We start from the raw sequence: 26,180 nt of genomic DNA, 5'->3' as shown, positions 1-26,180 counted from the left end.
AGAGCAGTGAAAAAATCAACACAAAACAATCCGAATACAGTGGCATGGCGTTTTTACGTTGTGTTAGCTGCGGTTGTGCTGATTTACGCTGGCTTGATGGCTCGCACTGCTTACATTCAAGTTATTGAACCTGATATGTTGAAAAAGCAGGGCGATAACCGTTCACTACGCACAAATACTAAAACCGTACAACGAGGCTCAATCGTTGATCGAAATGGTCATGAATTAGCGATTAGCGTACCCGTGGAAACAGTTTGGGCTGATCCAAAAATTATTTTTGACAGCAATGCACTTTCAATGGATAAACATTGGCAAGCTTTGGCTGATGTTCTCGGTCAAAATGTAAACAAATTAAAAGTTAGAGTAACAAAACACCCGCGTAAGCGCTTTGTTTATATTGAGCGCAAAGTTGCCCCTGCAATGGCTAACTATATTCGAGAACTAAAAATTCCAGGTATACATTTACGTAAAGAGTCGAAACGCTTTTATCCTACAGGTGAAATTAGTGCTCATGTTGTTGGCTTTACTAATGTTGACGATAAAGGCATTGAAGGCGTTGAACGTGTTTACGACCAACTATTAACCGGTGAAAATGGCGAAAAAAGATATCGTAAAGATGCCAAGGGCAGAAAAATTGAAATACTTTCAGTTAAAGAAGCGACTCCGCCAAAAGATATTACTTTAAGTATTGATCAACGTATTCAAGCATTGGCTTATCGTGAATTAAAAGGCGCGGTGAAAGCTTTCAAAGCTACATCAGGCTCTGCGGTTGTAACCAATGTTCATACAGGTGAAGTGTTAGCGCTAGTTAATAGCCCTTCGTATAACCCAAATAATCGTTCAGGTGTTGCGATACACCGTTTTCGAAATCGTGCAATTACCGATATCTACGAACCTGGTTCAACAATGAAGCCACTAACGGTATTAACGGCGTTAGAGTTTGGTAGTGTTGAAAAAGACAGTATTGTTGATACGTATCCTGGTTGGATGCGTTTAGGTGGTAGCCGTGTTGCCGACCCTCGATACCTAGGTAAAATTACCTTGCCTGAGTTATTGGTGCATTCATCTAATATGGGCACAACAAAATTAGCTTTATCTGTTCCAAAAGATTACTTAATTGATAAGTTTTTTGATGCTGGCTTTTCGGAAGATACTGGCACTGGCTTAGTCGGTGAAAGCTCGGGCATGATGCATGACAGATCTCGTTGGTCAAAGTTTGAATTGGCGACATTGTCATGGGGACATGGTGTTGCTATTACGCCGATTCAATTGGCACGCTTTTATTCCACACTGGGCAATGGAGGCATTAAAAAGCCGTTAACCATTTTAAAGCAAGAACAGTCCGCACAAATTACTGGTGATGACGAGCGCATTTTTTCTGCAGAGCATAGTCAAAATGTTGTAGAAATGCTTGAGCACGTGGTTAATGAACAATACACAGTCGCAAAAGTTGATGGTTACCGCGTTGGCGGTAAAAGTGGCACCGCAATTAAAGCTTTTGCTGGTGGTTATGGTAATGACTATGTCGGACTATTTGCCGGCGTCGCCCCTATTTCGAACCCCGAAATTGCCGTGGTAGTGGTTATCGATGATCCCGGAGGAGACCTGTATCATGGTGGCGAAGTCGCCGCTCCAGTATTTTCCCGAATAATGAAAGGGGCGCTGCGATTACTGAATGTTCCGCCGGATGCAAACACTAAAATAACCTTGCTGCAACCAGAGCCAAAAATTGAAAATATCCCTAAGGAGCGTGACCATGTCTGATCACGCTTTACGCGTTTATAAACGACCAACAATATTAACTGCTGTAGAGGCAGTTTTGTCGTTTGGTGAAATAGCATTATCTGCGCAAGAAAATGACAAACTCAGGCAATATTTCAAGCTTAATGGCCGTGCTAATTTAGTGAATGACACACGTGCAATTGAGTGCGGAGATGTTTTTTGTGCAGTTATTGGCACCGTGCGTGATGGTAGAGAATTTGTTCAACAAGCTCTGTCTGCTGATTGCGCCATGGTATTAGTTGAAACACTTAAGCCAGCTGAGCATGGGCAACTTACTTGGATAGTTAACGCTAACCATGTGTCAGTACCAGTGTTATCTTATTATCAGCTTAACGAAAAGCTATTTGCCGTTGCAAAAGCATTTTACGGTATGCCTGAAGATAAATTAAATATCATCGGTATCACAGGCACCAATGGTAAAACTAGCACCAGTCAAATCATTGCCAATTTACTTGATGATTGCCAAAGAAATTGTGCAGTTATTGGTACAACGGGTGCAGGAAAATTGGCACAGTTACAAGCGATTGAAAATACTACGCCTGGTGCAACGCAACTGCAGCAGCTGCTAGCGTTATTTGCCGAAGAAAGTATTTCTGATGTCGCAATGGAAGTTTCTTCACATGCCTTGTCACAAAAACGCGTAACAACTGAGTTATTTAATACCACAGTTTTTACAAATTTAACGCGTGACCATCTTGATTATCACAAAACTATGGCGGCATACGCCGCAGCCAAGCATGAAATATTCTCAGGCTCTGCCGAGCAAGTTGCGGTGTTAAATGGTGATGACTTGCAAGCTCAAGCATGGCTAAAAAATTGGCCTAATGCTCAGCCTGTCGTTGTTTATGGTCGTGATGAGAATATTCGTCATTATTCGCGTTTTGTTCAAGCCAGTAATATTCGCCATCATGCGACCGGTGTTAGTTTTGAATTACATACTGAGCAAGGGCAATGTCAAATTCATAGCCAATTGCTTGGTGACTTTAACGTCGAAAATTTATTAGCGGCGATTGCAGTGTTAATGGTTGAAAACATTGCACTTAATACAATATCGCAAGCAGTAAGTCATTTAGTGCCCATTATCGGTCGTATGGAAGCTTTTTCTGCTGAAAATAAGCCAACCGCGGTTGTTGATTATGCCCATACGCCAGATGCTCTTTCGAGTGCATTAGATGCTTGTCGTTTACATTGTCATGGCAAACTTTGGGTAGTTTTTGGTTGTGGCGGTGATCGTGATACTGGCAAGCGTGTATTAATGGCGCAAGTCGCAGAAAGCAAAGCTGACCGCATTATTATTACTAATGATAATCCGCGTACTGAAAATCCCGACACTATTGCACAAGCCATTATTGCAGGTTTATCAACCACCGATAACGCGATAAAAATACTTGATAGAGAACAAGCGGTATTGACTGCACTAAGCGAAGCTGATGCTAATGATGTGATACTTTGCGCAGGCAAAGGCCATGAAGATTACATTATTTTTGGCAATGAAAAGCAGCATTATGATGAACGTGAAGTTGTTCGCTCATTTTACGCTTCTTCTCAATCAGCTAAAAACGAGGTGGAATTATGATCCCATTAAGTTTATCTGAAATAGCGCAAGCGACTGATGGCCAATTAGTCGGCAGAGATTTAACAATTAATGCCATCACTACAGATAGTCGAGCATTAAATGCTGGTGATGTCTTTTTAGCGTTAAAAGGCCCGAACTTTGATGGCCATAAATTTGTCGTATCAGCTAGCGAACTTGGTTGTAGCGCGGTTATCGTGCAGCAAAAAACTGCTGGTCTTGATATTGCCCAAATTGTTGTTGAAGACAGCCATAAAGCCTTAGGTCAAATTGGTGCTTATGTAAAAAGTAAAGTTGCACCAAAAACTGTCGCCATTACTGGTAGTAGTGGTAAAACCACAGTAAAAGAAATGGTTGCCGCGATATTAGGACGCTTAGGTAATGTACTAGCGACTAACGGTAACTTTAATAACGATATAGGCGTTCCGCTGACGTTATTACGCTTAGAACAACAACATGACTTTGCCGTCGTGGAGTTAGGCGCTAATCATATCGGTGAGATAGCTTATACCTCTGCTTTAGTTAAACCTGATGTCGCTTTGATAAATAATATTGCGGCAGCGCATTTGGAAGGTTTTGGCGATTTATGTGGCGTAGCACGAGCTAAAGGTGAAATTTTTCAAGGTTTGATTTCTGGCGGTGTTGCGGTTTATAACCAAGACAGTCAGTGGGTACACAAGTGGCAATGGCGTTTAAATGATAAAAAAGTTCGCCGCTTTTCATCGCAAAGCACTGCCGATTGTTACAGTCATGAAGAAATACTTGATGATAACGGTTGCGCGAGTTTTAAGTTAACGACAAACAAAGGTAGCACTTATATTGAGCTAACTGTACCGGGTCATCATAACGTTTGTAATGCCGTTGCGGCAGCCACAATTGCGCTAGAGTTTGGTGCGAGTTTAGATGACATTCGTTTAGGCTTAGCTGAAATGGCGCCGGTAAAAGGCCGTTTGAACTTACATCAACTCGATAACAATATTAAGTTAATTGATGATACGTACAACGCTAATGTTGAATCAATTAATGCCGCATCAGATTTATTGGCTAGTTACCCTGGTAGACGAGTACTTATTTTAGGTGATATGGGCGAATTGGGTAGTGACGCACGTCGTTACCATCAAGAAGTTGGTGAACATGCGAGAGATAAAGGAGTGGATGACCTTTTAACTTTAGGCGTACTTAGTCAAAGTACATCAGATGCGTTTTATCAAGACAAAGAATCATTAACACAACATTTTAATAGTAAAGGAAAGTTATTGTCGCGGTTAATAGAGTTGCTTCAAGATGAAGCAAAACAAATTACAATTTTAGTTAAAGGTTCACGTAGTGCTCATATGGAATACGTAGTGGCTGATATTATTAAATGGCAAAACTGCCAAACTACGCAGGGGCAGGCATAATGTTACTTTGGTTAGGTGAATTTCTTACTCAGTACTTTTCATTTTTTAATGTTTTTTCATACTTAACGTTTCGCGCAATAGTTTCGACGTTAACAGCATTAGCCTTGTCATTATATTTTGGTCCTAAGCTGATCCGCGCTTTGCAAAGAATGCAAATAGGCCAAACGGTTCGTGATGACGGCCCTGAAAGTCATTTATCTAAATCGGGTACACCGACCATGGGGGGAATTTTGATTCTGGCCTCAATTGTCACCAGTGTGTTGTTGTGGGCTGACTTAAGTAACACTTATGTTTGGGTAGTGTTATTTGTTTTAGTTAGTTTTGGCTTAATAGGTTTTGTTGATGATTACCGAAAAGTTATCCGTAAAGATTCAAATGGTCTAATCGCTCGTTGGAAATACTTTTGGCAAACCATTGCAGGCTTGGCAACTGCTATCTTTTTATATCAGTTTGCACAAAGCCCTGAAGAAACAACATTATTGATTCCATTTATTAAAAATGTATTACCGCAACTAGGCCTTCTTTATATCGCTTTGGTCTACTTCGTCATAGTTGGAACCAGCAATGCGGTTAACTTAACCGATGGCCTAGATGGTTTAGCAATCGTTCCTACTATTATGGTGGCGGGCGCTTTTGCCATTTTTGCCTATATGACAGGTAATGCTGTTTTCTCAGAATATTTAAATATTCCTCATATTGCTTTAGCCAGTGAATTAGTGGTGGTGTGTACAGCAATTGTTGGTGCTGGCCTTGGTTTCTTATGGTTTAACACTTATCCAGCACAAGTATTTATGGGCGATGTCGGCTCACTTGCTTTAGGTGCGGCATTAGGCGTTATTGCTGTGCTAGTGCGTCAAGAATTAGTGCTATTCATTATGGGTGGTGTTTTTGTGATGGAAACGTTATCGGTTATTTTACAGGTAGGCTCGTACAAATTACGCGGACAACGAATTTTTCGTATGGCGCCAATTCATCATCATTATGAATTAAAGGGTTGGCCAGAGCCAAGAGTCATTGTACGTTTTTGGATTATCTCATTAGTGCTAGTACTTATAGGTTTAGCAACTTTGAAACTACGCTAGAAAAATATAAATGTTGGCGATATCGACAATTAAAAAATATTTAATATTAGACTTAGAAAGGTAAAAAGCGACGCGTGAAAAATCAATTGCAACAGTCGGTAACGACGCAATTTAAAGATAAAAAAGTTGTGATCTTAGGTATTGGGATTACGGGCTTGTCGTGTGCACGTTTTTTACATCGTCATCAAGTAACATTTTCGGTTAATGATAGCCGAGCAATGCCAATTTCTCCGGGTGACTTTAAGAGCCAATTCGCTGATAACGCTTTAGTGTTAGGTCAGTGGGATAAAAACTTAATTGCTCAGGCTGACGTGTTAATTGTTAGTCCCGGTATTAATATGACTGATCCTGAGATTGCTAATGCTGTGGCTAAAAATTGTGATGTGATTGGTGATATTGAATTATTTTGCCGAATGAGCAATACACCGATGCTTGCAGTGACTGGCTCTAATGGTAAATCAACCGTGGTTTCCATGTTAAACCATGTCGGAAATGCTTTAGGTTATAAGGTTCAACTTGGCGGTAATATTGGTTTACCAGTACTTGATCAAGTTGATGAAACGGCAGATTTTATTGTTCTAGAGCTGTCGAGTTTTCAACTAGAAACAGTGAAAAGTATGGCGGCGTTGTCAGCCACTGTATTAAACATTAGTGATGATCATTTGGACCGCCATAAAACCATAGAAAATTATGGTGCGATTAAACAAAGCATCTATCGAAATGTGCAAACGGCAATTTATAACCGAGATGATAGTGCGACAACGCCTAGTGCTGCCTATGACAATAACTCCAATTTAAGTTTTGGTAGTGATCATGCAATTGACGGGCAATTTGGTATTGCTAACATTAATGGCGAAAGCCAATTAATGTTCGGCAGCCATGCACTAATTGCAATGAAAGTAATGCCACTGCAAGGTATTCACAATGCACTTAACTACTTGGCTGTATTGGCGTTAGGCACTGGTGCAGGTTGGAATTTAAATGCAATGCTTTCAGCTTTGTTAACTTTTAAAGGTCTTGCGCACCGCTGCGAAGTCATTGAAAGCCAAGATGATATTTGTTGGGTTAACGATTCAAAAGCGACAAATGTTGGTGCAACACTAGCGGCAATTGAAGGTTTAGCGCCAACTTTAGCTGATAATAAACTTATTCTTATTGCAGGCGGCGACGGTAAAGGTGCTGACTTTACACCGCTAACAAAAGCACTAACGGAGCAAGTAGAGTACTTAATTACTTTGGGAAAAGATGGTAGAGAAATTGCGAGTTTACGGTCAGCTAAGCAGCAAACAAAAACTACCCATGTTAACAGTTTGCCTGAAGCGGTTAAACTAGCACGAAAACTAGCTAATAATGGCGATATGGTGTTGTTATCTCCTGCTTGTGCAAGTTTAGATATGTTTGCTAATTATGTTGAACGTGGTGTGGTATTTATCAAGTCTGTACTATTGCATACGGAGGCTAAGTAATGTCTGCCTCCTTTACGAGCTTATCACAATGGTCAATACCACAGTGGTTGAAAATGGAATCGTCAGCGGTTTCAACCTTCGACCGTAGTTACCTGATCCTTGCGTTAAGCATGTACATGATTGGTTTAGTGATGGTGGCGAGCTCTTCAATGCCTGTAGCAGAGCGTTTATTTGCCAACCCTTTTCATTTCGTTGTACGTCATATGATTTACATCTGCTTAAGCCTAGGAGTTGCAGGGATAGCATTGCAAATTCCGATGAGTCGATGGCATCAATACAGTGGGAATTTATTAATTTTAGGCGTAGCTCTACTTATTGTGGTGTTGCTTATTGGGCGTAATGTTAACGGTTCGACACGCTGGATTGTTGTGGGCCCAATTACCATACAGGCTGCGGAGCCTGCCAAATTGTTTTTCTTTTGTTATCTATCGGCCTATTTAGTGCGTCGCCGTGAAGAAGTAATGGAGAACATAAAAGGTTTTGCCAAGCCTTTGTTTGTTTTCGGTATCTTAGGTGGTTTGTTACTAATGCAACCTGATTTAGGTACCATTATCGTAATGTTTGTCACGACCTTTGGCTTGTTATTCTTAGCTGGCGCAAAATTATGGCAGTTTATCGCCATTGCTGGCGTAGGCATTAGTTTATTATCAATGTTAGCGTATTTTTCGCCCTATCGTTGGGCGCGCGTTACTGGTTTTTTAGACCCATGGGAAGATCCATTTGGTAGTGGTTATCAATTAACACAATCGCTAATGGCCTATGGCCGCGGTGAATCTTTTGGTCAAGGTTTAGGTAATAGTATTCAAAAGCTAGAGTATCTACCAGAAGCACATACTGACTTCGTGATGGCAGTATTGGCAGAAGAGTTTGGCTTTATTGGTATTAGTGTGATTTTGTTATTGAGCCTTACTTTAGTATTTAAGGCTTTATTGTTGGGCCGAAAAGCGGTTAATCAGGAGAAATATTTTGAAGGTTTTTTTGCCTATGCTATCGGCATTTGGTTTTGTTTCCAAGCTGCGGTAAATATAGGTGCTAGCGCAGGTATTGTGCCGACTAAAGGTTTAACTATGCCGTTGATTAGCTATGGCGGTAGTTCGATGATTATTATGACCATAGCGGTTGCCATTTTAATTCGTATTGATCATGAAATTCGATTACAGAGTATTCAAGCAACTAGCAGAGCTGCTGGTGGGAAAAAGAAAGTAAAAATAGTGAAAGAAATTGACTCTAAGGAGGACGAAAATGGCTGAACGAGTTGCTGATAAAGCAAATAATGACGTAAGTCATGAAGCAAAACGTCCTACTATTTTGGTGATGGCAGGTGGTACCGGTGGGCATATATTTCCAGGTATCGCGGTAGCTGACGCACTAGTGAAACAAGGTTGGAAAGTTCATTGGTTAGGTACTGCTGAGCGTATGGAAGCAGAAATAGTGCCAAAAAATGGTTATCCTATTTCCTTTATTAATATTGCCGGCATTCGAAATAAAGGTTGGCGAACATGGTTGAAAACCCCATTAAAAATTCTGCAATCGCTATGGCAATCTATACAGGTACTAAAAGAAGTTAAACCCGACGTTGTACTAGGTATGGGAGGCTATGCCAGTGCTCCCGGTGGCGTAGCTGCAAGGCTGTTAGGTATTCCTCTAGTGTTGCACGAGCAAAATGCCGTTGCCGGCATGAGTAATCGTTTTTTGTCTCATATTGCGACAAAAACCTTGAGTGCATTTCCTGGAGCTTTTAGCGACAGAGTTACTCCTTTTGTCGTTGGTAATCCGCTGCGCAGTGATATTATTTCGATTGAAAATGTTGTACCTGAACAGCCTTCGACCAGTAAGAAAGTCTTAGTTGTTGGTGGTAGTTTAGGGGCAAAAATTTTAAACGATGTTGTGCCGCAGGCAATGAAACAGATTCACTTGCAAAGCATTGATGTCTGGCACCAAACGGGTGGTGGCAATGAACAAACTGTATTAGCCAGTTATGACAGTTTTGGTTTACCTGAAAATAAAGTAAAAGTGACTGAGTTTATTGATGATATGGCGAGTGCCTACCAATGGGCTGATGTTGTGGTTTGTCGTTCTGGAGCCTTAACAGTTTCAGAATTAGCGATGGCTGCAAAGCCTGCGATATTTGTGCCTTTACCACATGCAGTGGATGATCATCAAACTAAAAATGCCATGTATCTAGTTGAGTGTGGTGCAGCAAAATTGATTGCCCAGAAAGAATTTAACGGTACAACCTTAGGACAAATGCTTAACAGTTTGTTTATATCAGACAAAGTCGTTCAGCAAATGTCGAAGGCGGCGCACAATGCAGCACACGCTGAAGCAACGAATCATGTTGCTCAAGCCTGTATTGAGGTTGCACAATTATGAGTAAAAGTATGACAGCAGAAGAAAGTACTATGAGAACAAGTTCTAACGGCGCTAATCGAATACCTGAAATGCGCAGGGTTAAAACAATACATTTTGTCGGTATTGGTGGTGCTGGTATGGGAGGTATCGCGGAAGTACTGCTCAATGAAGGTTATCAAATTACAGGCTCAGATATTGGCGAGAATGAAGTGGTTAAAAGACTAACCACTTTAGGTGCGAACATTACTATTGGGCATCATGAAAATAATGTTGATGGTGCTAGTGTTATTGTTGTTTCAACGGCAATTGATAATGAAAACCCTGAATTAATTACTGCTAATGAAAAGCGTATTCCAGTAGTGCGACGTGCAGAAATGCTAGCTGAACTAATGCGCTTTCGCCATGGTATTGCGATTGCGGGTACACACGGAAAAACAACAACAACAAGCTTAATTGCGAGCATTTTTGCACAAGCTAATTTAGACCCAACCTTTGTTATTGGCGGTTTGTTAAATAGTGCTGGTACTAATGCTCGTCTAGGTAGCAGTCGGTATTTAATTGCTGAAGCAGATGAAAGTGATGCTTCATTCTTGCATTTACAGCCTATGGTTTCAGTGATCACTAATATTGACGAAGACCATATGGAGACCTATCAAGGTGACTTTGAAAAACTCAAAGATACTTACATTGAATTTTTACACAACTTACCATTTTATGGTTTAGCGGTGGTTTGTTTAGATAACCCAGTGGTTCGTGAAATATTGCCACGTATTAGCCGGCAAGTGATCACATATGGATTTTGTGAAGATGCAGACGTAAGAGCAAGCCAATATCAGCAATGTGCAGGCATGAGTTCATTTGTTGTTGAGCGTAAAAACGCTGCGCCGTTAAAGCTAAGCGTTAACTTACCTGGTGAGCATAACGTATTAAATGCCCTCGCAGGTGTTGCTGTTGCGATAGATGAGGGTGTTGAAGATGGTGCCATTCAAAAAGCACTACAAGAGTTTGCTGGCATTGGTCGTCGTTTTGAAAAACTAGCAACCCTAACGACTGAGCAAGGTGAAATGTTACTGATTGATGATTATGGCCATCATCCGACTGAGGTGAAAGCGACAATTAGTGCTATGCGTAACGGTTGGCCAGAAAAAAGGTTAGCCATGGTTTTTCAACCTCATCGCTACTCCAGAACTCGTGATCTTTTTGAAGACTTTGTTGAAGTGCTTTCAGAGGTTGATTGCTTATTTTTACTTGATGTTTACGCAGCAGGCGAAGCGCCAATAGCCAATGCAGACAGTAAAAGTTTAGCGCGCAGTATTCGTCAGCGTGGCCAGATTGAACCTATTTACATTAGTGACAGTACGAAATTAGCGGAACTAATGGCAGCACAATTGCGCGATGGCGACATGGTTATTACTCAAGGCGCTGGTAATATTGGTGCGATAGCGCGCAGCTTAGCAAATGATGAAAAGTTATCGGGAGCTAAGCAATGAATTCGTTAACAGCGCAAAAATTAGCGGTTTTATACGGTGGAACATCCGCTGAGCGAGAAGTTTCGCTTAACTCAGGTAAAGCTATTGCTAATGGTTTAGAGCAAGCAGGTTTTAATGTCCAGCTTATCGACACGCAAGATTATTGTTTAAGTGACTTAGCATCATTAGACATCGACCGTGTATTTATTGCCTTACATGGCCGCGGCGGTGAAGACGGTTGTGTACAAGGTGCGTTGCAGTATATGAACATACCTTACACCGGATCTGATGTTTTGGGTTCGGCATTGTCGATGGATAAAATTCGCAGTAAACAAGTTTTTCAAGCGATGAACTTGCCAACAGCGCCTTTTGCCATTGTAAGTAAGTTGGAATATCAACGCCAAGATGCTGCGAAAATTTTGCAGCAACTAGGTGATGTAGTGATGGTAAAACCAGCTAATGAAGGTTCAAGCATTGGTATGTCTAAAGCTGATAATGCGGATGCCTTGCATGCTGCTTTGATAGAGGCCTTTAATTACGACCAACAAATATTGGTTGAAGCGTGGATCCAAGGACCTGAATATACTATTGCGATTTTAGGGCAAACGCCTATGCCGACTATTCATATGGAAACGCCACATGACTTTTATGATTATGACGCTAAATATAAATCTACTAGTACGCAATATCATTGCCCGTGTCATTTATCAGCAGATGATGAAACTGAATTACAGGCGATAGCATTAAAAGCTTTTAATGCTACCGGTGCTAAGGGCTGGGGGCGAGTTGATGTTATGCGTGATGAGCAAGGGCAATGGCAATTATTAGAAGTTAATACCGTACCAGGTATGACAGAAACATCATTGGTACCAAAAGCCGCGAAAGTTCATGGCTTAAATTTTAGTGAGCTAGTTACAAAAATTGTAGAAATTAGTATGCAAGGTAACGCGTAAGAAATGGCAGCGACGATGAAAAAGCAACTTCCATTAGTGGAAGAAACAGAAAAATTACACTGGACCTTCTGGTTTGGCGTGGCATTTTTTGTTGCTGTTATTGTCGCGATATTGTCGTTTAGCATTTTTTTAAATAAACGCTTGAGCGCCGAAGAAAGTGCGCCTGTTACGACAATTGCTATCGCTGGCGAAATGCCTTATACCACTCGCTTGGATATAGAAAATGCTATTGAGAGGGTAAATTTAGGTAACTTTTTCAACGTTGATGTTAATGATGTACAAAAAAAGGTGGCGAAGCTGCCGTGGGTATATTCGGTATCAGTACGAAAAAAATGGCCTGATGAGCTGAAAATATATGTTGTTGATCAAAAACCTATTGCGCATTGGAATGGTAATTTCTTGATTAATGAAAATGGTAACGCTTTTCAGGCAGACGTAACGCGTTTAAATAAAAATTTACCCGCATTTTTTGGCCCAGAAGGTAGTGAAAAAATAGCCTTAGAAAATTTTGAAAATTTAAATAAATTGCTCGACTTTAGCGAATTAGCCATTGATGAATTGGTACTGACCGAGCGATTTGCATGGCAACTTACATTAGATGACGGTGTCACTATTAATTTAGGTCGCGATAATCGTGTTGAGCGTATACAGCGTTTTATGGATGTTTATCCACAAATAAGATCAAATAAAAAAGCCGGGCAACAAGTTGATTATATTGACTTGAGGTACGATACCGGCTTAGCCGTTGGTTGGAAAACCGAAAACAACAAAGAAAGAGTTTAGCGTTAATGTCAAAAATAACTGAAAGAAACTTAGTGGTTGGTTTAGATATTGGAACTTCAAAAATTTCAGTAGCCGTAGGTGAGATCACACCAGACAACCAACTCAGTATTGTTGGTGTTGGTAATCAGCCTGCGCGTGGCATGGATAAAGGTGGCGTTAATGACTTAAACCTTGTTATTCAGTCAATACAACGAGCAATAAATGAAGCTGAATTAATGGCAGATTGTCATATTACCTCTGTTTATTTAGGTATTTCTGGCAAACATATTAGTTGTCAAAATGAGAATGGCATGGTGCCGATTAATGACAAAGAAGTGCTGCAAGATGATGTTGATAATGTCATTCACACAGCGCGCTCTGTGCCTATTTCTGCAGAACGTCGAATGTTACATGTACTGCCGCAAGAATATAGCATTGACTGTCAAGACGGTATTAAAAGTCCTATTGGCATGTCAGGTGTACGTATGGAAGCGAAAGTGCATATCGTTACCTGTGCAAATGATATGGCGAAAAATATTGTTAAATGTGTTGAACGTTGCGACTTAAAAGCGGATCAACTTATTTTCTCAGCGTTAGCCTCTAGTTATGCTGTTTTAACCGATGATGAAAAAGAGTTGGGTATTTGTGTTGTTGATATGGGTGCAGGTACCATGGATATCTCGGTGTTTACTGGTGGTGCTTTGCGTCATACCGCTGTTATACCAGTTGCAGGTAATCAGGTTACTAGCGATATTGCGAAAATATTTCGTACGCCATTGAGTCATGCGGAAGACATTAAAGTACAATACGCTTGTGCATTACGTCAATTAGTCAGTATGGAAGAGAATATCGAAGTTCCTAGTGTTGGCGGACGCCCCGCGCGCTCTATGTCTCGACACACTTTGGCAGAAGTGGTAGAGCCTAGGTACCATGAACTATTCGAACTGATTCAAGAGGAACTGCGCGAATGTGGTTTAGAAGATCAAATTGCTGCCGGTTATGTGCTAACCGGTGGTACAGCGAAAATGGAAGGTGTGGTTGAGTTTGCCGAAGAAGTATTCCAAATGCCGGTTCGGGTTGCACAACCAGCTGATGTATGTGGATTAAAAGAATATGTTAATGACCCAACATATTCTACTGTGGTTGGTTTGCTGCATTATGGTATGCAAGCAAACTTACAACAAAGTCATGAACAAAAGAAAAGTGAATCAGTGGGCAGTATTAGCTCTCGTGTTTTAGCTTGGTTTAAAGGCGAATTTTAATGACTTGCTAAGGCAGGCTGTTGGAAGTATTGAAAGTGTTTTGGTGGAACAAAACGTAATAAAATCGGAGAATATAAAAATGTTTGAATTAATGGAAGATCATAACGAAGAAGCAGTCATCAAAGTTATTGGCGTTGGTGGCGGCGGCGGTAATGCTGTAGAACATATGGTTTCACAAACCATTGAAGGTGTTGAATTTATTACTGCAAATACTGACTCCCAGGCACTGCGCAACTCAGCAGCCAATGTAACTTTGCAGCTAGGGCATGACGTGACTAAAGGTTTAGGTGCTGGTGCTAATCCAGAAATTGGTCGTCGTAGTGCAGAAGAAGACAGAGAAACGATTAAAGAAACGCTGCAAGGTGCTGATATGATCTTTATCGCCGCAGGTATGGGCGGGGGTACTGGTACGGGTGCTGCGCCGGTTGTTGCCGAAATAGCGAAAGAAATGGGTATTTTGACGGTTGCTGTGGTAACAAAGCCTTTCCCATTTGAAGGTAAGAAGCGCATGAACTATGCTGACCAAGGCATTGAATTCTTAGCGAAAAGTGTTGACTCACTCATTACCATTCCAAACGAAAAACTTTTAAAAGTTTTAGGACCAGGTACAAGTTTACTTGACGCATTTAAAGCGGCAAATGATGTTTTATTAGGTGCTGTACAAGGTATTGCGGAACTTATTACTCGCCCAGGGCTCATAAATGTAGATTTTGCCGATGTTAGAACGGTAATGTCTGAAATGGGCACGGCAATGATGGGCTCTGGTATAGCATCAGGACCGGATCGTGCAGAAGAAGCTGCAGAAGCGGCAATTTCAAGTCCGCTACTTGAAGATGTTGATCTTGCAGGTGCACGTGGTATTTTAGTTAATATTACTGCCGGTATGGATATCAGCATTGACGAGTTTGAAACAGTTGGTAATGCCGTTAAAGCTTTTTCTTCTGAAAATGCCACCGTTGTTGTTGGTGCAGTAATTGACCCTGAAATGACTGAAGACTTACGTGTTACTGTTGTTGCTACCGGTATCGGCGCTGAGCGTAAGCCAGATATTACTTTAGTTAACCCTGCACCTGTGGCTGAGCCACAAGTAGTTGGTGGTGACTATGTGCCAAGTGCGCAACCAGAAATTAAAGTGAATCCAGTGACTATGCCAGAAGCAAATGCTCAAGCACAAAAAGTTACGGCAACAGAGCTTGATGATTATCTAGATATTCCGGCATTTTTACGTAAGCAAGCAGACTAAGACTTAATTAGTTAAGCTAGAAGTGTTAGATAATAAATGTTGATATTTTGATTTTGTTAGGCTTTTTTGATATATTACGCCTCCACTTAATTCCGGTGGGTGCTAATAAAGCTCAATATAGGCTTAAGAAGGCTATTTATGATTAAACAACGTACTATTAAAGAAAGTGTCTCTGCCATTGGTGTGGGGTTACATAAAGGTGAAAAGGTGCAGATCACTCTCCGTCCTGCGCCTGCTAACACCGGTATTATTTTTCGCCGAGTAGATTTAGATCCTGTTGTCGATATTCCAGCGACACCAGAAGCTGTTGGCGAAACCACTTTATGTACATGTTTAGTGAATGAGCAAGGTGTTCAGATTTCCACCGTCGAACACTTGCTGTCTGCTGTTGCAGGTTTAGGTATTGATAACCTCATCGTTGAAGTTGATTCACCTGAGATTCCAATTATGGATGGCAGCGCCTTACCGTTTGTTTATTTAATTCAATCGGTTGGCATTGAAACTTCAAATGTTGCCAAGCGCTTCTTACGTATCACTAAAACTATTCGTATAGAAGAAGGTGATAAATGGGCTGAGTTAAAGCCTTTTGAAGGCTTCCGGGTTAATTTTGCTATTGAATTTGAGCATCCGGTGATTGCGAATACTTGTCAAACTATGAGTATGGACTTATCGAGCTGTTCTTTTATTAAAGAAATCAGCCGTGCTCGTACTTTTGGCTTTATGAAAGATATTGAGTTTTTACGCTCTCACAATCTAGCATTAGGTGGCAGCTTAGAAAACGCCATTGTTTTAGATGAATATCGCATGCTTAATAAAGATGACTTACGTTATGATGATGAGTTTGTTAAGCATAAAATTCTTGATGCGATCGGTGATTTATACATGGGTGGCGTTAGTATTCTAGGTGAGCTTAATGCTTTTAAATCGGGGCATGGTCTAAATAACATGTTACTACGTGAGGTGTTTAAGCAAGTTGATTCTTGGGAATGGGTGACGTATGAAGATACCGTTGAATCACCGATTCAGTTCCAAGAAGTAAGTGCTACGGCTTTCTAATGGTTAGTATCAATTAAAGTTCATCTATAGAGCCAGCAGTTTTGCTGGCTTTTTTATATATGAGTTACATAAAAAAATATAGGTGTAGTTAAATGTTTAGATAGCCTGATGTTGAGCTCTCCATATAGTACATTCCCAATATACCGTGATTGATGTTGCAAAATACAACTAAAATGGAAGAAGACAAATGAGGGTTAACTATTCTTTATGTTAACTTTTTGTTAAAAATAATTGCAAAATTCGTCAATACTCGCTAATAATAACCGCCTAATTGAACCCATCTTAATTTTCTATACTGTAAAAATAACTCGTCAATTGCATGATTGTTAACATTAACTTGTATGCGTTATTTATTAAGATGAAGTTATATCAAAATGACTCTAAAAATTTAGTAGAAAGGATATGTATATGCAGCAAAGGAAGCTAGGTTTCTCGACCTTAAACTTTAATATTCTATTTAGGCTGACTATTGTGGGGGTAATTGCCTGTTTTGTTCTCGCTATGATTTTATTTGAAGGTTTTAAAACCGATACGTTACAAGAAATTGAGCAACAAAGTAATGAGCAAATTCAGCGGACAGCACAAATGTTTATGGTATCAACCATAAAGTTTAATGATGAATTCACTTCCGAGGCAGATGCAGCTAAAAAAGAAATTATTCATCGTAATTGGATTAAAACCATTGAAGCGGTTGATACCGCTGTGACGCATGACTTTGGTGATGATATACCTCGAGTTCGTTTGTTCACAGATGAGAAACTATTGAATTTGACCTCGTTTGGAAAATCCGTTACAGCCATGTCAGGTCAGTTTGAAGTCGATTCTATTAAACGCTTTTCAGAAGGTGACTTGACTGCAAGAACCTATTTAGATGATGAATATTATAAAATATCTGTCCCGTTAATGAGTAATATGCATGATGGTTGTGCAAATTGTCATAGTATACCTACCACTGCGGTTAACGTGCTTGGAGGTTTGTCTGTTGTAACAAATATTAAAATTAAATTAGATCAAGCAAAACAATGGGCACTAAAAATGAGCGCCCTGGTTTTCATCACTTTTACTATTGTAATCATAATTGTCTATTACTTTTTATATCGTAATGTTTCTAGCCCAATTGCAAATTTAACTAAAAACACACAACACATGGCCGAGAATTTAAAGCTTGGGAAGTTAAGTAAGTGGCACGTTAATGATGCAAAATATGAAATTGGCTTATTATCGTCAGGGATAAAGACACTGCACAGTGAACTTCACAATGTACTTAACAAAATTAAAAAGCAAGCGGATGATGTTGATGAACATGCGAAAACAACATTAGTGATCGCTGAAGAAACTCAAAGTAGTATTTTTACACAGCAAAAAAACTTAGCTAGCATTTCTAGTTCGATAGAGGAATTAAAAGCGGTCAGTGAAAATGTCACTGAAAGAGTGAGTCATACGACGATAACCACACAAGAAATGACGCAAAACATTACTCAAAGTAGTGGTAAAATGCAGCACACCTTACATTCACTTGAATCTTTGTCTGATAATGTTCAAGAAGCTAATAAGGTTGTGGTTGATTTATCTCAGCAAAGTGAAAGTATTGGTAGCATAATTAGTACAATTGACAGCATCGCAGAGCAAACCAACCTGTTAGCGCTAAATGCTGCTATAGAAGCCGCTAGAGCAGGAGAGCAAGGGCGAGGCTTTGCCGTAGTTGCGGACGAGGTAAGGACATTAGCTCAGAGAACGCAATCAGCTACTAGTGAAATCAATCAGCTGGTTGGTGAGCTTCAATCAGGAAGTCAGCAGGCAAGTACAGTAATGAAAACCAGTACAGATAAAGCCAACAACACGGTTGAAAGTGCCTTACAAGCTAGTGAGAACTTACAGCAAGTTATAGATCAAATTATGAAAATCAACCAATTAAATTCGGATATTAATGAAGCTGCAGCCCTGCAGTTAGCAACGATAACGTCATTAGATGACAACATCGGTGATATTGCTAATGTGAGTAGCGACGTTTTAGAAGGCGCAGAGAAAACAGTCCTCGAAACGCAAAATTTAGGTGCTATTTCAAAGGGACTAGGCAACCTGATTGAGACCGATAAATAGTGTATTTATGACTTTTTGCAGCGCTAACTTGAAGGTAATTATTACCTGCAAGTTATTTGATTTTTAGTTTTTATGAGGAAGCAGCGTCGCTAGTAAATTTATTTATTAGCGTGAGCTGCCAACTTTTCAATTTTTTTACGCAAGCCTTCGGGTGCATTTTTTGCTACTGCCAATAGTTGTGTAGCCGTCGCTTTTGAAATGGTAGAGCTAATTGCATCTGGCAGGACTGTTTTTTCAGGAACTTTAGTGCGATAAGGCGTGATTTTGATCTCAATTTGATTAAATTGATTTTCAGTTACTTGGGTGAGCTCATGGCAAATGTTCATACGTTCAAACTGTAACCTTTGGCTCCATACCGCAGAATTGACTTCAATAACTAAAGATTTCCCTTTGAAATTGGCTATTTTCCAGGCATCTTCTGGTAGGTCAGGGCATATTTGTCGTACAATGTCTGACAATATGGTTAAAGAGTTGGTTTTTGCTGTTATTTGTGCCAAAGTGCCTGACGTTGAATTAAACAGGGCTGACATGTCTGTAGGTATTTTTGATTTACGTGCCATAAGTCAGCTCTTGAAGAAAACGATAAATTAACTATGAGTTTAACACTACTATACCGCGGAAAGAATGTTAGATTTTCAATGAAACTAAATAAAGTTCATTGGCTATCAGCATTAACCGTGTTTGCAATGATTTCTGGCTTTATTGTGCATCTGATTGCTTCGACTGATGAAGCGCCCAAAAGTCCTGTCTACCAATTGACCAGCTTACCTAATTTAGATAGACCTATTTCAAATAACGAGCAAGTGACTGCAGTCACAATGAAATTAGCTGAACTACAAAGTCAGGTTTTACGCTTGAATGCTTTGGGCGATCGTTTAGCGGAAGACGCTAGTATTCCTGATAAAGAGTTTAACTTTGAACAACTTCCGCCTAGTGGCGGCCCCATTGTGCAAAGTACTGTACAGCCGAAGCAGGACTTAACTGAGCTACTCATTAGCATTTCAAAACTTGAAGATTCTCTTGCCCATGAAGAAAAACAGCTAAAGATGCTTGAATCTATCACTTTGGGTCACCATATAGAGAATACAAGCTATTTGTCTGGTCGACCAATAACAAAAGGTTGGTTGTCCTCATACTATGGCACGCGGAAAGATCCCTTTAGTGGCAAGCCAGCATTACACAAAGGTGTTGATTTTGCGGGCAGTGAAGATGCTGACATTATTGCCACTGCATCGGGTGTAGTGAGCTGGGCAAGTAGTCGCTATGGTTATGGAAATTTAATCGAAATTAATCATGGTGATGGTTTAAAAACCCGCTATGGTCATAATAAAAAACTTGTAGTTTCTGTCGGTGATGTTGTCACTAAAGGTCAAGTGATTGCAAAGATGGGTAGTACGGGGCGTTCAACAGGCCCACATGTACATTATGAGATTTTACGTAATAATCGCCAGATAGATCCGATAAAATACGTATATCGAAAAGCAAAAAAATAGAATAATTGTCAATTTCAGTTGTTTAAAATACAACTGCGATTACAATGCTAGGCAACTTTATGTGTTCGGTCCCACCGAGCACTTTATTTTCAGCGGAAGATTATCTTCTCAATATGGTTTAACACGATGTTTGTAAATTTAATGACAAAAATGTTTGGTAGTCGAAATGATCGATTACTGAAACAAATGCGCAAAGAAGTAATAAAAATTAATGCTCTAGAGCCCGTTTTTGAAGCATTAAATGACGAAGAGTTAAAAGCTAAAACTATCGAATTCAAAGAACGCATAGAACAAGGTGAAACACTTGATGCTATTTTGCCAGAAGCGTTTGCAGTGGTACGTGAAGCAAGTAAACGAGTTTTCGGTATGCGTCACTTCGATGTACAGATGATTGGTGGTATGGTACTTAATTCCGGTAAAATCGCTGAGATGCGTACTGGTGAAGGTAAAACTTTAACGGCAACACTGCCATCATACTTAAATGGCTTAACAGGTAAAGGTGTACATGTAATCACCGTAAATGATTATTTGGCAACACGTGATGCTGATTGGAGTCGACCATTATTTGAATTTTTAGGTATGACCGTAGGCTGTAATATCGCAGGTATGGATCCGAGTGATAAACAAGCAGCTTATAATTCAGATATAACCTATGGAACCAACAACGAATTCGGTTTTGACTACCTGCGTGACAATATGGCTTTTTCACCTGAAGAAAGAGCACAAAAACCGTTAAATTTTGCGGTTATTGATGAAGTTGATTCGATATTAATTGATGAGGCACGTACGCCGTTAATTATCTCAGGCCAAGCCGAAGATAGCTCTGAGCTCTATCGTAATATTAATTTAGTTGTGCCCACATTAGTACAACAAGATGAAGAAGACAAAGAAGGTGAAGATAGTACTGGTGACTACACCATTGATGAGAAGTCTAAGCAAATTTATTTAACAGAGCTTGGCCAAATTCACATTGAAGAAATAATGTTGGAAAAGGGGTTGATGCAGCAGGGTGATTCACTGTTTTCTGCGGCGAATATCACTTTACTTCATCATGTGATGGCGGCATTGCGCGCGCATAAGTTATTTCAGAAAGATGTTGACTATATTGTTAAAGATGGCGAAATTGTTATTGTTGATGAGCATACTGGTCGTACAATGGAAGGTCGTCGCTGGTCAGAAGGCTTGCATCAAGCAGTAGAAGCCAAAGAAGGTGTTGATATTCAAAACGAAAACCAAACACTTGCTTCTATTACTTTCCAAAATTTCTTCCGAATTTACCAAAAGCTATCAGGCATGACAGGTACAGCTGATACTGAAGCATTTGAATTTAATCATATTTATGGCTTAGAAACGGTTGTTATCCCGACTAACCAGCCAATGGTGCGTAAAGATTTACCTGATCTGATTTATTTAACAGGTGAAGAGAAATTTGAAGCTATTCTAGAAGACATTAAAGACTGTGTTGAGCGTGGTCAGCCTGTATTAGTTGGTACTATTAGTATTGAAACGTCTGAATTTTTGTCATCATTTTTGAAAAAATCAAAAATTAAACATAAAGTGCTTAATGCTAAATTTCACCAACAAGAAGCTGAAATCGTTGCAGATGCAGGTAAGGTTGGGGCAGTAACTATTGCTACGAATATGGCTGGTCGTGGTACTGATATTGTACTTGGTGGTAACTTAGGTGCGATGCTTGCTAAGCTTAATAACCCAAGTGATGAGCAAGTTGAAAAGTTAAAAGCTTCTTGGAAAGAAGAGCATGATAAAGTACTAGAGCTTGGTGGTTTACACATAGTTGCAACAGAGCGTCACGAGTCTCGTCGGATTGATAACCAATTACGTGGTCGCTCGGGTCGTCAAGGTGATGCTGGTTCAACACGCTTCTATCTTTCAATGGAAGATGGTTTAATGCGTATTTTTGCTTCTGAACGTATTTCTAATATGATGCGTAAACTGGGTATGGAACGTGGCGAAGCTATTGAACATCCTTGGGTGACAAAAAGTATTGAAAACGCACAGCGTAAAGTTGAAGGGCGTAACTTTGATATTCGTAAGCAATTACTAGAATTTGATGATGTTTCAAACGATCAACGTAAAGTTATTTACGAACAACGTAATGAATTGATGGATGAAGCTGATATTGCCGAAGTCATTAAAGCGATACGTGGCGATGTGGTTAATGGTTTAATTGCACAACATATTCCGCCACAGTCTCTAGAAGAAATGTGGGATGTTCCAGGGTTAGAAGAACGCCTGAAAGGTGAGCTTACTATTGAACTACCATTAGCAAAATGGTTAGAAGAAGACACTAAGCTGCACGAAGAAACATTACGTGAAAAAATTCTTGCTGAAGTTGAAGTAAGCTACAGTGCGAAAGAAGAAATGGTCGGCGCTGAAGTTTTACGTCAATTTGAAAAAGCCGTAATGCTACAAAGCTTAGATTCACATTGGAAAGAACATTTAGCGGCGATGGATCATTTACGCCAAGGTATTCATTTACGTGGTTACGCGCAGAAGAACCCTAAACAAGAGTTTAAGCGTGAATCGTTTGAGCTTTTCTCTGAATTACTTGAAAACTTAAAATATGATGTTGTTGGTATTCTAAGTAAGGTACAAATTCGTGCTGAGTCTGATGTTGAAGCAGTAGAAGAGCAACACAGAAAAGCAGATGAAGCACCAAAAGAGTTTAAGCATGAGTCAGCTTCAGAGCCTGAACAAGCCGCCACTCCACGTGTGGGACGAAATGAAGCTTGTCCGTGTGGTTCAGGTAAGAAATACAAGCAATGTCATGGCAAATTAAGCTAGAACATTAAGCGAGTAAATCACTTATAAATGCCAGTCAATTGACTGGCATTTTTATGTTCATGGATGAACGGTATGACGCGATCACAAGGATGTGAAGGAGCGTCCATGTTCGGGCCGCTCTTAGCCACCCATGGTTTCACGGCATTAGTGCATCCATGTACGTCGATGAATGATATGCCATACCAAATTAAGAATGATGGTTTACTGAAATGAAAATGAAAAAGGTTTTATGATGACAAAAATTGTTCACGTTGCCGTTGGCGTAATTACGCAAGAAAATAAATTCTTTCTCACTAAAAGGCTTGCTGATGCTCATCAAGGTGGGAAGTGGGAGTTTCCGGGTGGCAAAGTTGAATTGAATGAAACTGTCCATCAGGCACTTCATCGTGAGCTAAAGGAAGAAGTTGCCATAGATATACTTACTTGTACGCCTTTAATGCAAATTAATCATGATTATGGTGATAAGAAAGTACTATTGGAGGTGTTTGTTGTTGATAATTTTACTGGGCAAGCAAAAGCGCTAGAAGGTCAACAAGAAGGTTGGTTTACTTTGGTGGAGTTTTCTACCTTAAATTTCCCGGCAGCGAACCAAGCCATTATAGATAAGTTACAGCAGTGCTACCCAAGTTAGCTTAAAAGATAATTTGAAAGATAAATGACTTTGGCGTTTATCTTTGCATAGTCAGATAAACGCCTATCGAGCATGTTATTCTGGTTCAACAAAAAATTTATTGTGCTGTAAAAATTGTTCTTCAAGTGCGTCTAACATTTCTTCATTTAACTCAACGGCGCCTTGTACAGGTTGACTGATTTTGTGATTTTCATCTGCCCAATCACCGATATCAATTAATTGGCAACGTTTGCTACAAAACGGGCGGTGTTGGCTTTTTTCCTGCCAGATAACTTCTTTTTTACAGGTTGGACAAGCTACTTTTAGTGTCATATTAATAATTGTTATGGGGACTGTTGTCGCTATTATAAGAAAAATATGGACGAGCGGCTAATAAATTAACAGCGCGCTAGCTGGAAGGTTATTGCTTGTTTAATGTATTTTCTGCCTAGTTCTTCACATGGCGACATAAAGCGAATGGAATAACGTAAACGGTTACCGCTAATAGTTGGATAACAAGCAAGCCCGCATGCGACTTTAATCCTTAATAATATTAAGCCGTCGCCATTGTCTTGGTAAAATCCACTCTGAGTGACAATGTTATCAAATGTTGCTCGTTGACGTATAAATCGTAATATCAGTAACAATGCGTCTTCTATTTGTTGCAAGTAGGCAAGCCATTGTTGGCACTGTGCTTCCACTTCACCTACTGGTTGTTTAAGCCAAAATTGTAATTGCGGTAAATCAAAGTGGCAGTTACCCCCTTGTATGGCAAATCGTTGTTTTAATCCAGTTAAAAACTTATCATCTTTTAACCTAAGCCAATGTGGAGGTGCTTTTTTTAACTGACTTGACAAGGCGATAGTTTTTCTTAAGTTAACCTCAAGAATAGCACTATCGACATCAGGGATTTGTGACCAAATAACTAAGTTCTGTTCAAGTTTTTCCAAATCTTTTATCAGATCGCCACGAATATCATTGCGCTCTAAAGTGTCGATAATCGCAAAAAGCGAAGAAAAGAAGGTATTATGACTGATTACAAGACTATGCCGTAGACAGTCCGAAACTTGAGTAAATAACTGTTCAAGTTTCAGATAGTTACGTATACGCTCGTTGAGCGGGTGTTCATAGAGTATTGAGGTCATTAGTGAGTATATTTAGTCATTATCTCTTTATAGTAACCATAGCAGGCTAAAATGGCGAATTATTTATCAAAAACACAGGTTTACCGGTGATTTCAAGCTATTGATGACTGTCGTTATAATATTGGTGATGCAAAACTTGTACCCGCTGGCGAATTTGCTCTATGGTCAAGGTTTGGTTGTCGATAATATCATCAGCAAAACGAAGTCGCTCATTCCGTGATATTTGGCTGGCGATAATACGTTTAATTTCGTCCTGAGAACTTGTATCTCGGGCAAGTGTTCTTGTTACTTGGCTCGCTTCATCAATATCAACCACTAAAACTCTGCTGACCAGTTTATTTAAGCTATTTTCCAGTAATAGGGGGGCCACTAAAATACAATAATCACTTTGTGCATGGGCGAGTTGGTTAAGTATTTCTTGGCGTATCAATGGATGTAATAAACTGTTTAACCATTCTTTATCTTTTGGGTTACTAAAGATGCGGGTGCGTAGTTTTGCTCTGTCGAGTTGCTTCTTAGCATTGATATACTCAGCGCCAAAGTAACTTTCTATTGCAGTCAATGCAACGCTATTAGGCGCAACAGCTTCTCTGGCCACAACATCTGCATCGATAATATCAACACCTAGTTCAGCAAACATGTTGCTAACAGTTGTTTTTCCACTGCCAATACCGCCAGTTAAACCAATAATAAATTTAGACATCTTTCTTCTCTGTAAAGACTATTTCACTTCTATTTAGTACAAGTAGCTTAAATACCATGCCCAAATACCATTACCCCATAATAAAGTGATCCAACCGGCTACTGCTAAATATGGGCCAAAAGGAATGGGCTGCTCGCGTTGGTGATTTTTAAATGTCATCATACTAATACCAATAATAGCGCCAACGGCAGAAGCCATTAATATCAGTAAAGGTAATAATTGCCAGCCAATCCATGCACCGAAAACCGCGAGTAATTTGAAGTCGCCATGTCCCATACCTTCCTTACCTGTACAGAGCTTAAATAGCCAAACAATGCTAAATAAACTTGTGTAGCCGGCTATGGCGCCAATAACCGCATCGCTTAGTGGTACGATAGCGTCATTTAGATTGACCAGTAAACCAAGCCAAAGTAACGGAAGGGTAATTTGATCTGGCAATAGCATGTGATCAAGATCAATCAGGGTTAAACACACTAGTCCCCAAGTTAATATTAATAGCATCAATGTTGTAAAAGTAACGCCAAAATGTGCTGATATCACTACGCTTAATAGTGCTGTTGTTAGTTCGACTATGGGGTAGCGTAAGGATATTTTTGTATGACACCGGCTGCATTTACCACGTAAAAATAGCCAGCTAATAATTGGAATGTTCTCATAAAAAGTTATTCTATGTTGGCAAGAAGGACAGCTTGACCTAGGTGTTGAAAGTGTGAACGCTTCTTCATTTTTAGAAGCACTTGGCGTGGTAATTTCATCAGCCAAAAACTCTCGGCACTCTTTCTTCCAGCCTTGCTCAAGCATTTTTGGTAAACGAAGAATGACTACATTTAAAAAACTGCCGATCATTAACGAAAAAACAAAGGTTACACCAAAGAAAAAAGTTGGGTTATTACTCATAAGTGAAATGAAATCTGTCAAGTGTGC

Annotated in this window: 22 protein-coding genes; 17 read left to right on the top strand and 5 right to left on the bottom strand. The window is 39.9% G+C overall.

The window, feature by feature from the left end; genetic code table 11:
- Positions 1-6 precede the first annotated feature (6 nt).
- The 14 genes from B7C41_RS08565 to B7C41_RS08500 all read left to right on the top strand — a co-directional run bounded on the left by B7C41_RS08565 (position 7) and on the right by B7C41_RS08500 (position 18,500).
- Positions 7-1,764: a peptidoglycan D,D-transpeptidase FtsI family protein gene (locus tag B7C41_RS08565; protein WP_235839653.1), complete on the top strand. Its 1,758-nt coding sequence runs from the start codon at positions 7-9 to the stop codon at positions 1,762-1,764.
- A complete protein-coding gene (locus B7C41_RS08560; protein WP_085298368.1) occupies positions 1,757-3,358 on the top strand; it encodes a UDP-N-acetylmuramoyl-L-alanyl-D-glutamate--2,6-diaminopimelate ligase in 1,602 nt (533 codons plus the stop codon). Before B7C41_RS08565 ends, B7C41_RS08560 begins: the two co-directional genes overlap by 8 nt.
- Positions 3,355-4,755 (top strand): UDP-N-acetylmuramoyl-tripeptide--D-alanyl-D-alanine ligase, encoded by a 1,401-nt coding sequence (locus tag B7C41_RS08555; RefSeq protein ID WP_085298367.1) that lies wholly within the window; start codon positions 3,355-3,357, stop codon positions 4,753-4,755. Before B7C41_RS08560 ends, B7C41_RS08555 begins: the two co-directional genes overlap by 4 nt.
- A complete protein-coding gene (mraY, locus tag B7C41_RS08550) occupies positions 4,755-5,837 on the top strand; it encodes a phospho-N-acetylmuramoyl-pentapeptide-transferase (RefSeq protein WP_085298366.1) in 1,083 nt (360 codons plus the stop codon). The genes B7C41_RS08555 and mraY overlap by 1 nt, the downstream gene beginning before the upstream one ends.
- A 74-nt stretch (positions 5,838-5,911) precedes the next feature.
- A complete protein-coding gene (murD, locus tag B7C41_RS08545; protein WP_235839652.1) occupies positions 5,912-7,303 on the top strand; it encodes a UDP-N-acetylmuramoyl-L-alanine--D-glutamate ligase in 1,392 nt (463 codons plus the stop codon).
- Positions 7,303-8,553, top strand: coding sequence for a cell division protein FtsW (gene ftsW, locus B7C41_RS08540; RefSeq protein WP_085298365.1), 1,251 nt, complete (start codon positions 7,303-7,305; stop codon positions 8,551-8,553). Before murD ends, ftsW begins: the two co-directional genes overlap by 1 nt.
- Positions 8,546-9,676 (top strand): undecaprenyldiphospho-muramoylpentapeptide beta-N-acetylglucosaminyltransferase, encoded by a 1,131-nt coding sequence (gene murG / locus B7C41_RS08535; protein ID WP_085298364.1) that lies wholly within the window; start codon positions 8,546-8,548, stop codon positions 9,674-9,676. Before ftsW ends, murG begins: the two co-directional genes overlap by 8 nt.
- A 29-nt stretch (positions 9,677-9,705) precedes the next feature.
- Positions 9,706-11,145 (top strand): UDP-N-acetylmuramate--L-alanine ligase, encoded by a 1,440-nt coding sequence (murC, locus tag B7C41_RS08530; protein WP_169712435.1) that lies wholly within the window; start codon positions 9,706-9,708, stop codon positions 11,143-11,145.
- Positions 11,142-12,077, top strand: coding sequence for a D-alanine--D-alanine ligase (locus B7C41_RS08525; protein WP_085298363.1), 936 nt, complete (start codon positions 11,142-11,144; stop codon positions 12,075-12,077). The genes murC and B7C41_RS08525 overlap by 4 nt, the downstream gene beginning before the upstream one ends.
- Positions 12,078-12,092: 15 nt before the next feature.
- Positions 12,093-12,860 (top strand): cell division protein FtsQ/DivIB, encoded by a 768-nt coding sequence (locus tag B7C41_RS08520; protein ID WP_235839651.1) that lies wholly within the window; start codon positions 12,093-12,095, stop codon positions 12,858-12,860.
- 5 nt (positions 12,861-12,865) lie between these two features.
- Positions 12,866-14,101 carry a cell division protein FtsA gene (gene ftsA / locus B7C41_RS08515; protein ID WP_085298361.1) on the top strand — a complete coding sequence of 412 codons (1,236 nt, stop codon included), beginning with the start codon at positions 12,866-12,868 and terminating at the stop codon, positions 14,099-14,101.
- Positions 14,102-14,180: 79 nt separating this feature from the next.
- On the top strand, positions 14,181-15,344 hold the full coding sequence (gene ftsZ, locus B7C41_RS08510; protein ID WP_085298360.1) for a cell division protein FtsZ: 1,164 nt from the start codon (positions 14,181-14,183) through the stop codon (positions 15,342-15,344).
- 138 nt (positions 15,345-15,482) lie between these two features.
- Positions 15,483-16,400, top strand: a complete 918-nt coding sequence (gene lpxC / locus B7C41_RS08505) for a UDP-3-O-acyl-N-acetylglucosamine deacetylase (protein ID WP_085298359.1) — start codon at positions 15,483-15,485, stop codon at positions 16,398-16,400.
- A 408-nt stretch (positions 16,401-16,808) separates the two neighbouring features.
- On the top strand, positions 16,809-18,500 hold the full coding sequence (locus B7C41_RS08500; RefSeq protein WP_158089101.1) for a methyl-accepting chemotaxis protein: 1,692 nt from the start codon (positions 16,809-16,811) through the stop codon (positions 18,498-18,500).
- A gap of 98 nt (positions 18,501-18,598) precedes the next feature.
- Here the strand turns inward: B7C41_RS08500 and B7C41_RS08495 are convergent, their stop codons facing one another.
- Complete coding sequence (locus B7C41_RS08495; RefSeq protein ID WP_085298357.1) at positions 18,599-19,060, bottom strand: DUF721 domain-containing protein; 462 nt, start codon at positions 19,058-19,060, stop codon at positions 18,599-18,601.
- A 33-nt stretch (positions 19,061-19,093) separates the two neighbouring features.
- Between B7C41_RS08495 and B7C41_RS08490 the strand changes: the two genes are divergently transcribed.
- From B7C41_RS08490 to mutT, 3 genes are all read left to right on the top strand, one after another.
- The gene (locus B7C41_RS08490; protein WP_085298356.1) at positions 19,094-19,993 is read left to right on the top strand and encodes a M23 family metallopeptidase; all 900 of its coding nucleotides are present in this window, start codon (positions 19,094-19,096) and stop codon (positions 19,991-19,993) included.
- Between the two features lie 126 nt (positions 19,994-20,119).
- Positions 20,120-22,798, top strand: coding sequence for a preprotein translocase subunit SecA (gene secA / locus B7C41_RS08485; RefSeq protein WP_085298355.1), 2,679 nt, complete (start codon positions 20,120-20,122; stop codon positions 22,796-22,798).
- A 229-nt stretch (positions 22,799-23,027) separates the two neighbouring features.
- Positions 23,028-23,429 carry an 8-oxo-dGTP diphosphatase MutT gene (gene mutT, locus B7C41_RS08480; RefSeq protein ID WP_169712431.1) on the top strand — a complete coding sequence of 134 codons (402 nt, stop codon included), beginning with the start codon at positions 23,028-23,030 and terminating at the stop codon, positions 23,427-23,429.
- A gap of 75 nt (positions 23,430-23,504) precedes the next feature.
- On the opposite strand, the gene yacG is transcribed toward mutT, so the two are convergent.
- The 4 genes from yacG to B7C41_RS08460 all read right to left on the bottom strand — a co-directional run bounded on the left by yacG (position 23,505) and on the right by B7C41_RS08460 (position 26,174).
- The gene (yacG, locus tag B7C41_RS08475; protein ID WP_085298353.1) at positions 23,505-23,741 is read right to left on the bottom strand and encodes a DNA gyrase inhibitor YacG; all 237 of its coding nucleotides are present in this window, start codon (positions 23,739-23,741) and stop codon (positions 23,505-23,507) included.
- Positions 23,742-23,806: 65 nt separating this feature from the next.
- On the bottom strand, positions 23,807-24,553 hold the full coding sequence (gene zapD / locus B7C41_RS08470) for a cell division protein ZapD (protein ID WP_085298352.1): 747 nt from the start codon (positions 24,551-24,553) through the stop codon (positions 23,807-23,809).
- 97 nt (positions 24,554-24,650) lie between these two features.
- Positions 24,651-25,256, bottom strand: a complete 606-nt coding sequence (gene coaE, locus B7C41_RS08465) for a dephospho-CoA kinase (RefSeq protein ID WP_085298351.1) — start codon at positions 25,254-25,256, stop codon at positions 24,651-24,653.
- Positions 25,257-25,289: 33 nt separating this feature from the next.
- Positions 25,290-26,174: a prepilin peptidase gene (locus B7C41_RS08460; protein WP_328590777.1), complete on the bottom strand. Its 885-nt coding sequence runs from the start codon at positions 26,172-26,174 to the stop codon at positions 25,290-25,292.
- Between the last annotated feature and the right edge of the window lie 6 nt (positions 26,175-26,180).

The sequence above is a fragment of the Cognaticolwellia mytili genome, from assembly GCF_002104475.1.
Taxonomy (GTDB): domain Bacteria; phylum Pseudomonadota; class Gammaproteobacteria; order Enterobacterales; family Alteromonadaceae; genus Cognaticolwellia; species Cognaticolwellia mytili.
This window is presented reverse-complemented; position numbering and strand designations above follow the sequence as displayed.

Bases quoted from the DNA above. Each gene is read 5' to 3' on its own strand.
- B7C41_RS08560 (WP_085298368.1), top strand. From the start codon at position 1,757: ATGTCTGATCACGCTTTACGCGTTTATAAACGACCAACAATATTAACT.
- B7C41_RS08555 (WP_085298367.1), top strand. From the start codon at position 3,355: ATGATCCCATTAAGTTTATCTGAAATAGCGCAAGCGACTGATGGCCAA.
- mraY (WP_085298366.1), top strand. From the start codon at position 4,755: ATGTTACTTTGGTTAGGTGAATTTCTTACTCAGTACTTTTCATTTTTT.
- ftsW (WP_085298365.1), top strand. From the start codon at position 7,303: ATGTCTGCCTCCTTTACGAGCTTATCACAATGGTCAATACCACAGTGG.
- murG (WP_085298364.1), top strand. From the start codon at position 8,546: ATGGCTGAACGAGTTGCTGATAAAGCAAATAATGACGTAAGTCATGAA.
- murC (WP_169712435.1), top strand. From the start codon at position 9,706: ATGAGAACAAGTTCTAACGGCGCTAATCGAATACCTGAAATGCGCAGG.
- B7C41_RS08525 (WP_085298363.1), top strand. From the start codon at position 11,142: ATGAATTCGTTAACAGCGCAAAAATTAGCGGTTTTATACGGTGGAACA.
- B7C41_RS08520 (WP_235839651.1), top strand. From the start codon at position 12,093: ATGAAAAAGCAACTTCCATTAGTGGAAGAAACAGAAAAATTACACTGG.
- ftsA (WP_085298361.1), top strand. From the start codon at position 12,866: ATGTCAAAAATAACTGAAAGAAACTTAGTGGTTGGTTTAGATATTGGA.
- ftsZ (WP_085298360.1), top strand. From the start codon at position 14,181: ATGTTTGAATTAATGGAAGATCATAACGAAGAAGCAGTCATCAAAGTT.
- lpxC (WP_085298359.1), top strand. From the start codon at position 15,483: ATGATTAAACAACGTACTATTAAAGAAAGTGTCTCTGCCATTGGTGTG.
- B7C41_RS08500 (WP_158089101.1), top strand. From the start codon at position 16,809: ATGCAGCAAAGGAAGCTAGGTTTCTCGACCTTAAACTTTAATATTCTA.
- B7C41_RS08495 (WP_085298357.1), bottom strand. From the start codon at position 19,060: ATGGCACGTAAATCAAAAATACCTACAGACATGTCAGCCCTGTTTAAT.
- B7C41_RS08490 (WP_085298356.1), top strand. From the start codon at position 19,094: ATGAGTTTAACACTACTATACCGCGGAAAGAATGTTAGATTTTCAATG.
- secA (WP_085298355.1), top strand. From the start codon at position 20,120: ATGTTTGTAAATTTAATGACAAAAATGTTTGGTAGTCGAAATGATCGA.
- mutT (WP_169712431.1), top strand. From the start codon at position 23,028: ATGATGACAAAAATTGTTCACGTTGCCGTTGGCGTAATTACGCAAGAA.
- yacG (WP_085298353.1), bottom strand. From the start codon at position 23,741: ATGACACTAAAAGTAGCTTGTCCAACCTGTAAAAAAGAAGTTATCTGG.
- zapD (WP_085298352.1), bottom strand. From the start codon at position 24,553: ATGACCTCAATACTCTATGAACACCCGCTCAACGAGCGTATACGTAAC.
- coaE (WP_085298351.1), bottom strand. From the start codon at position 25,256: ATGTCTAAATTTATTATTGGTTTAACTGGCGGTATTGGCAGTGGAAAA.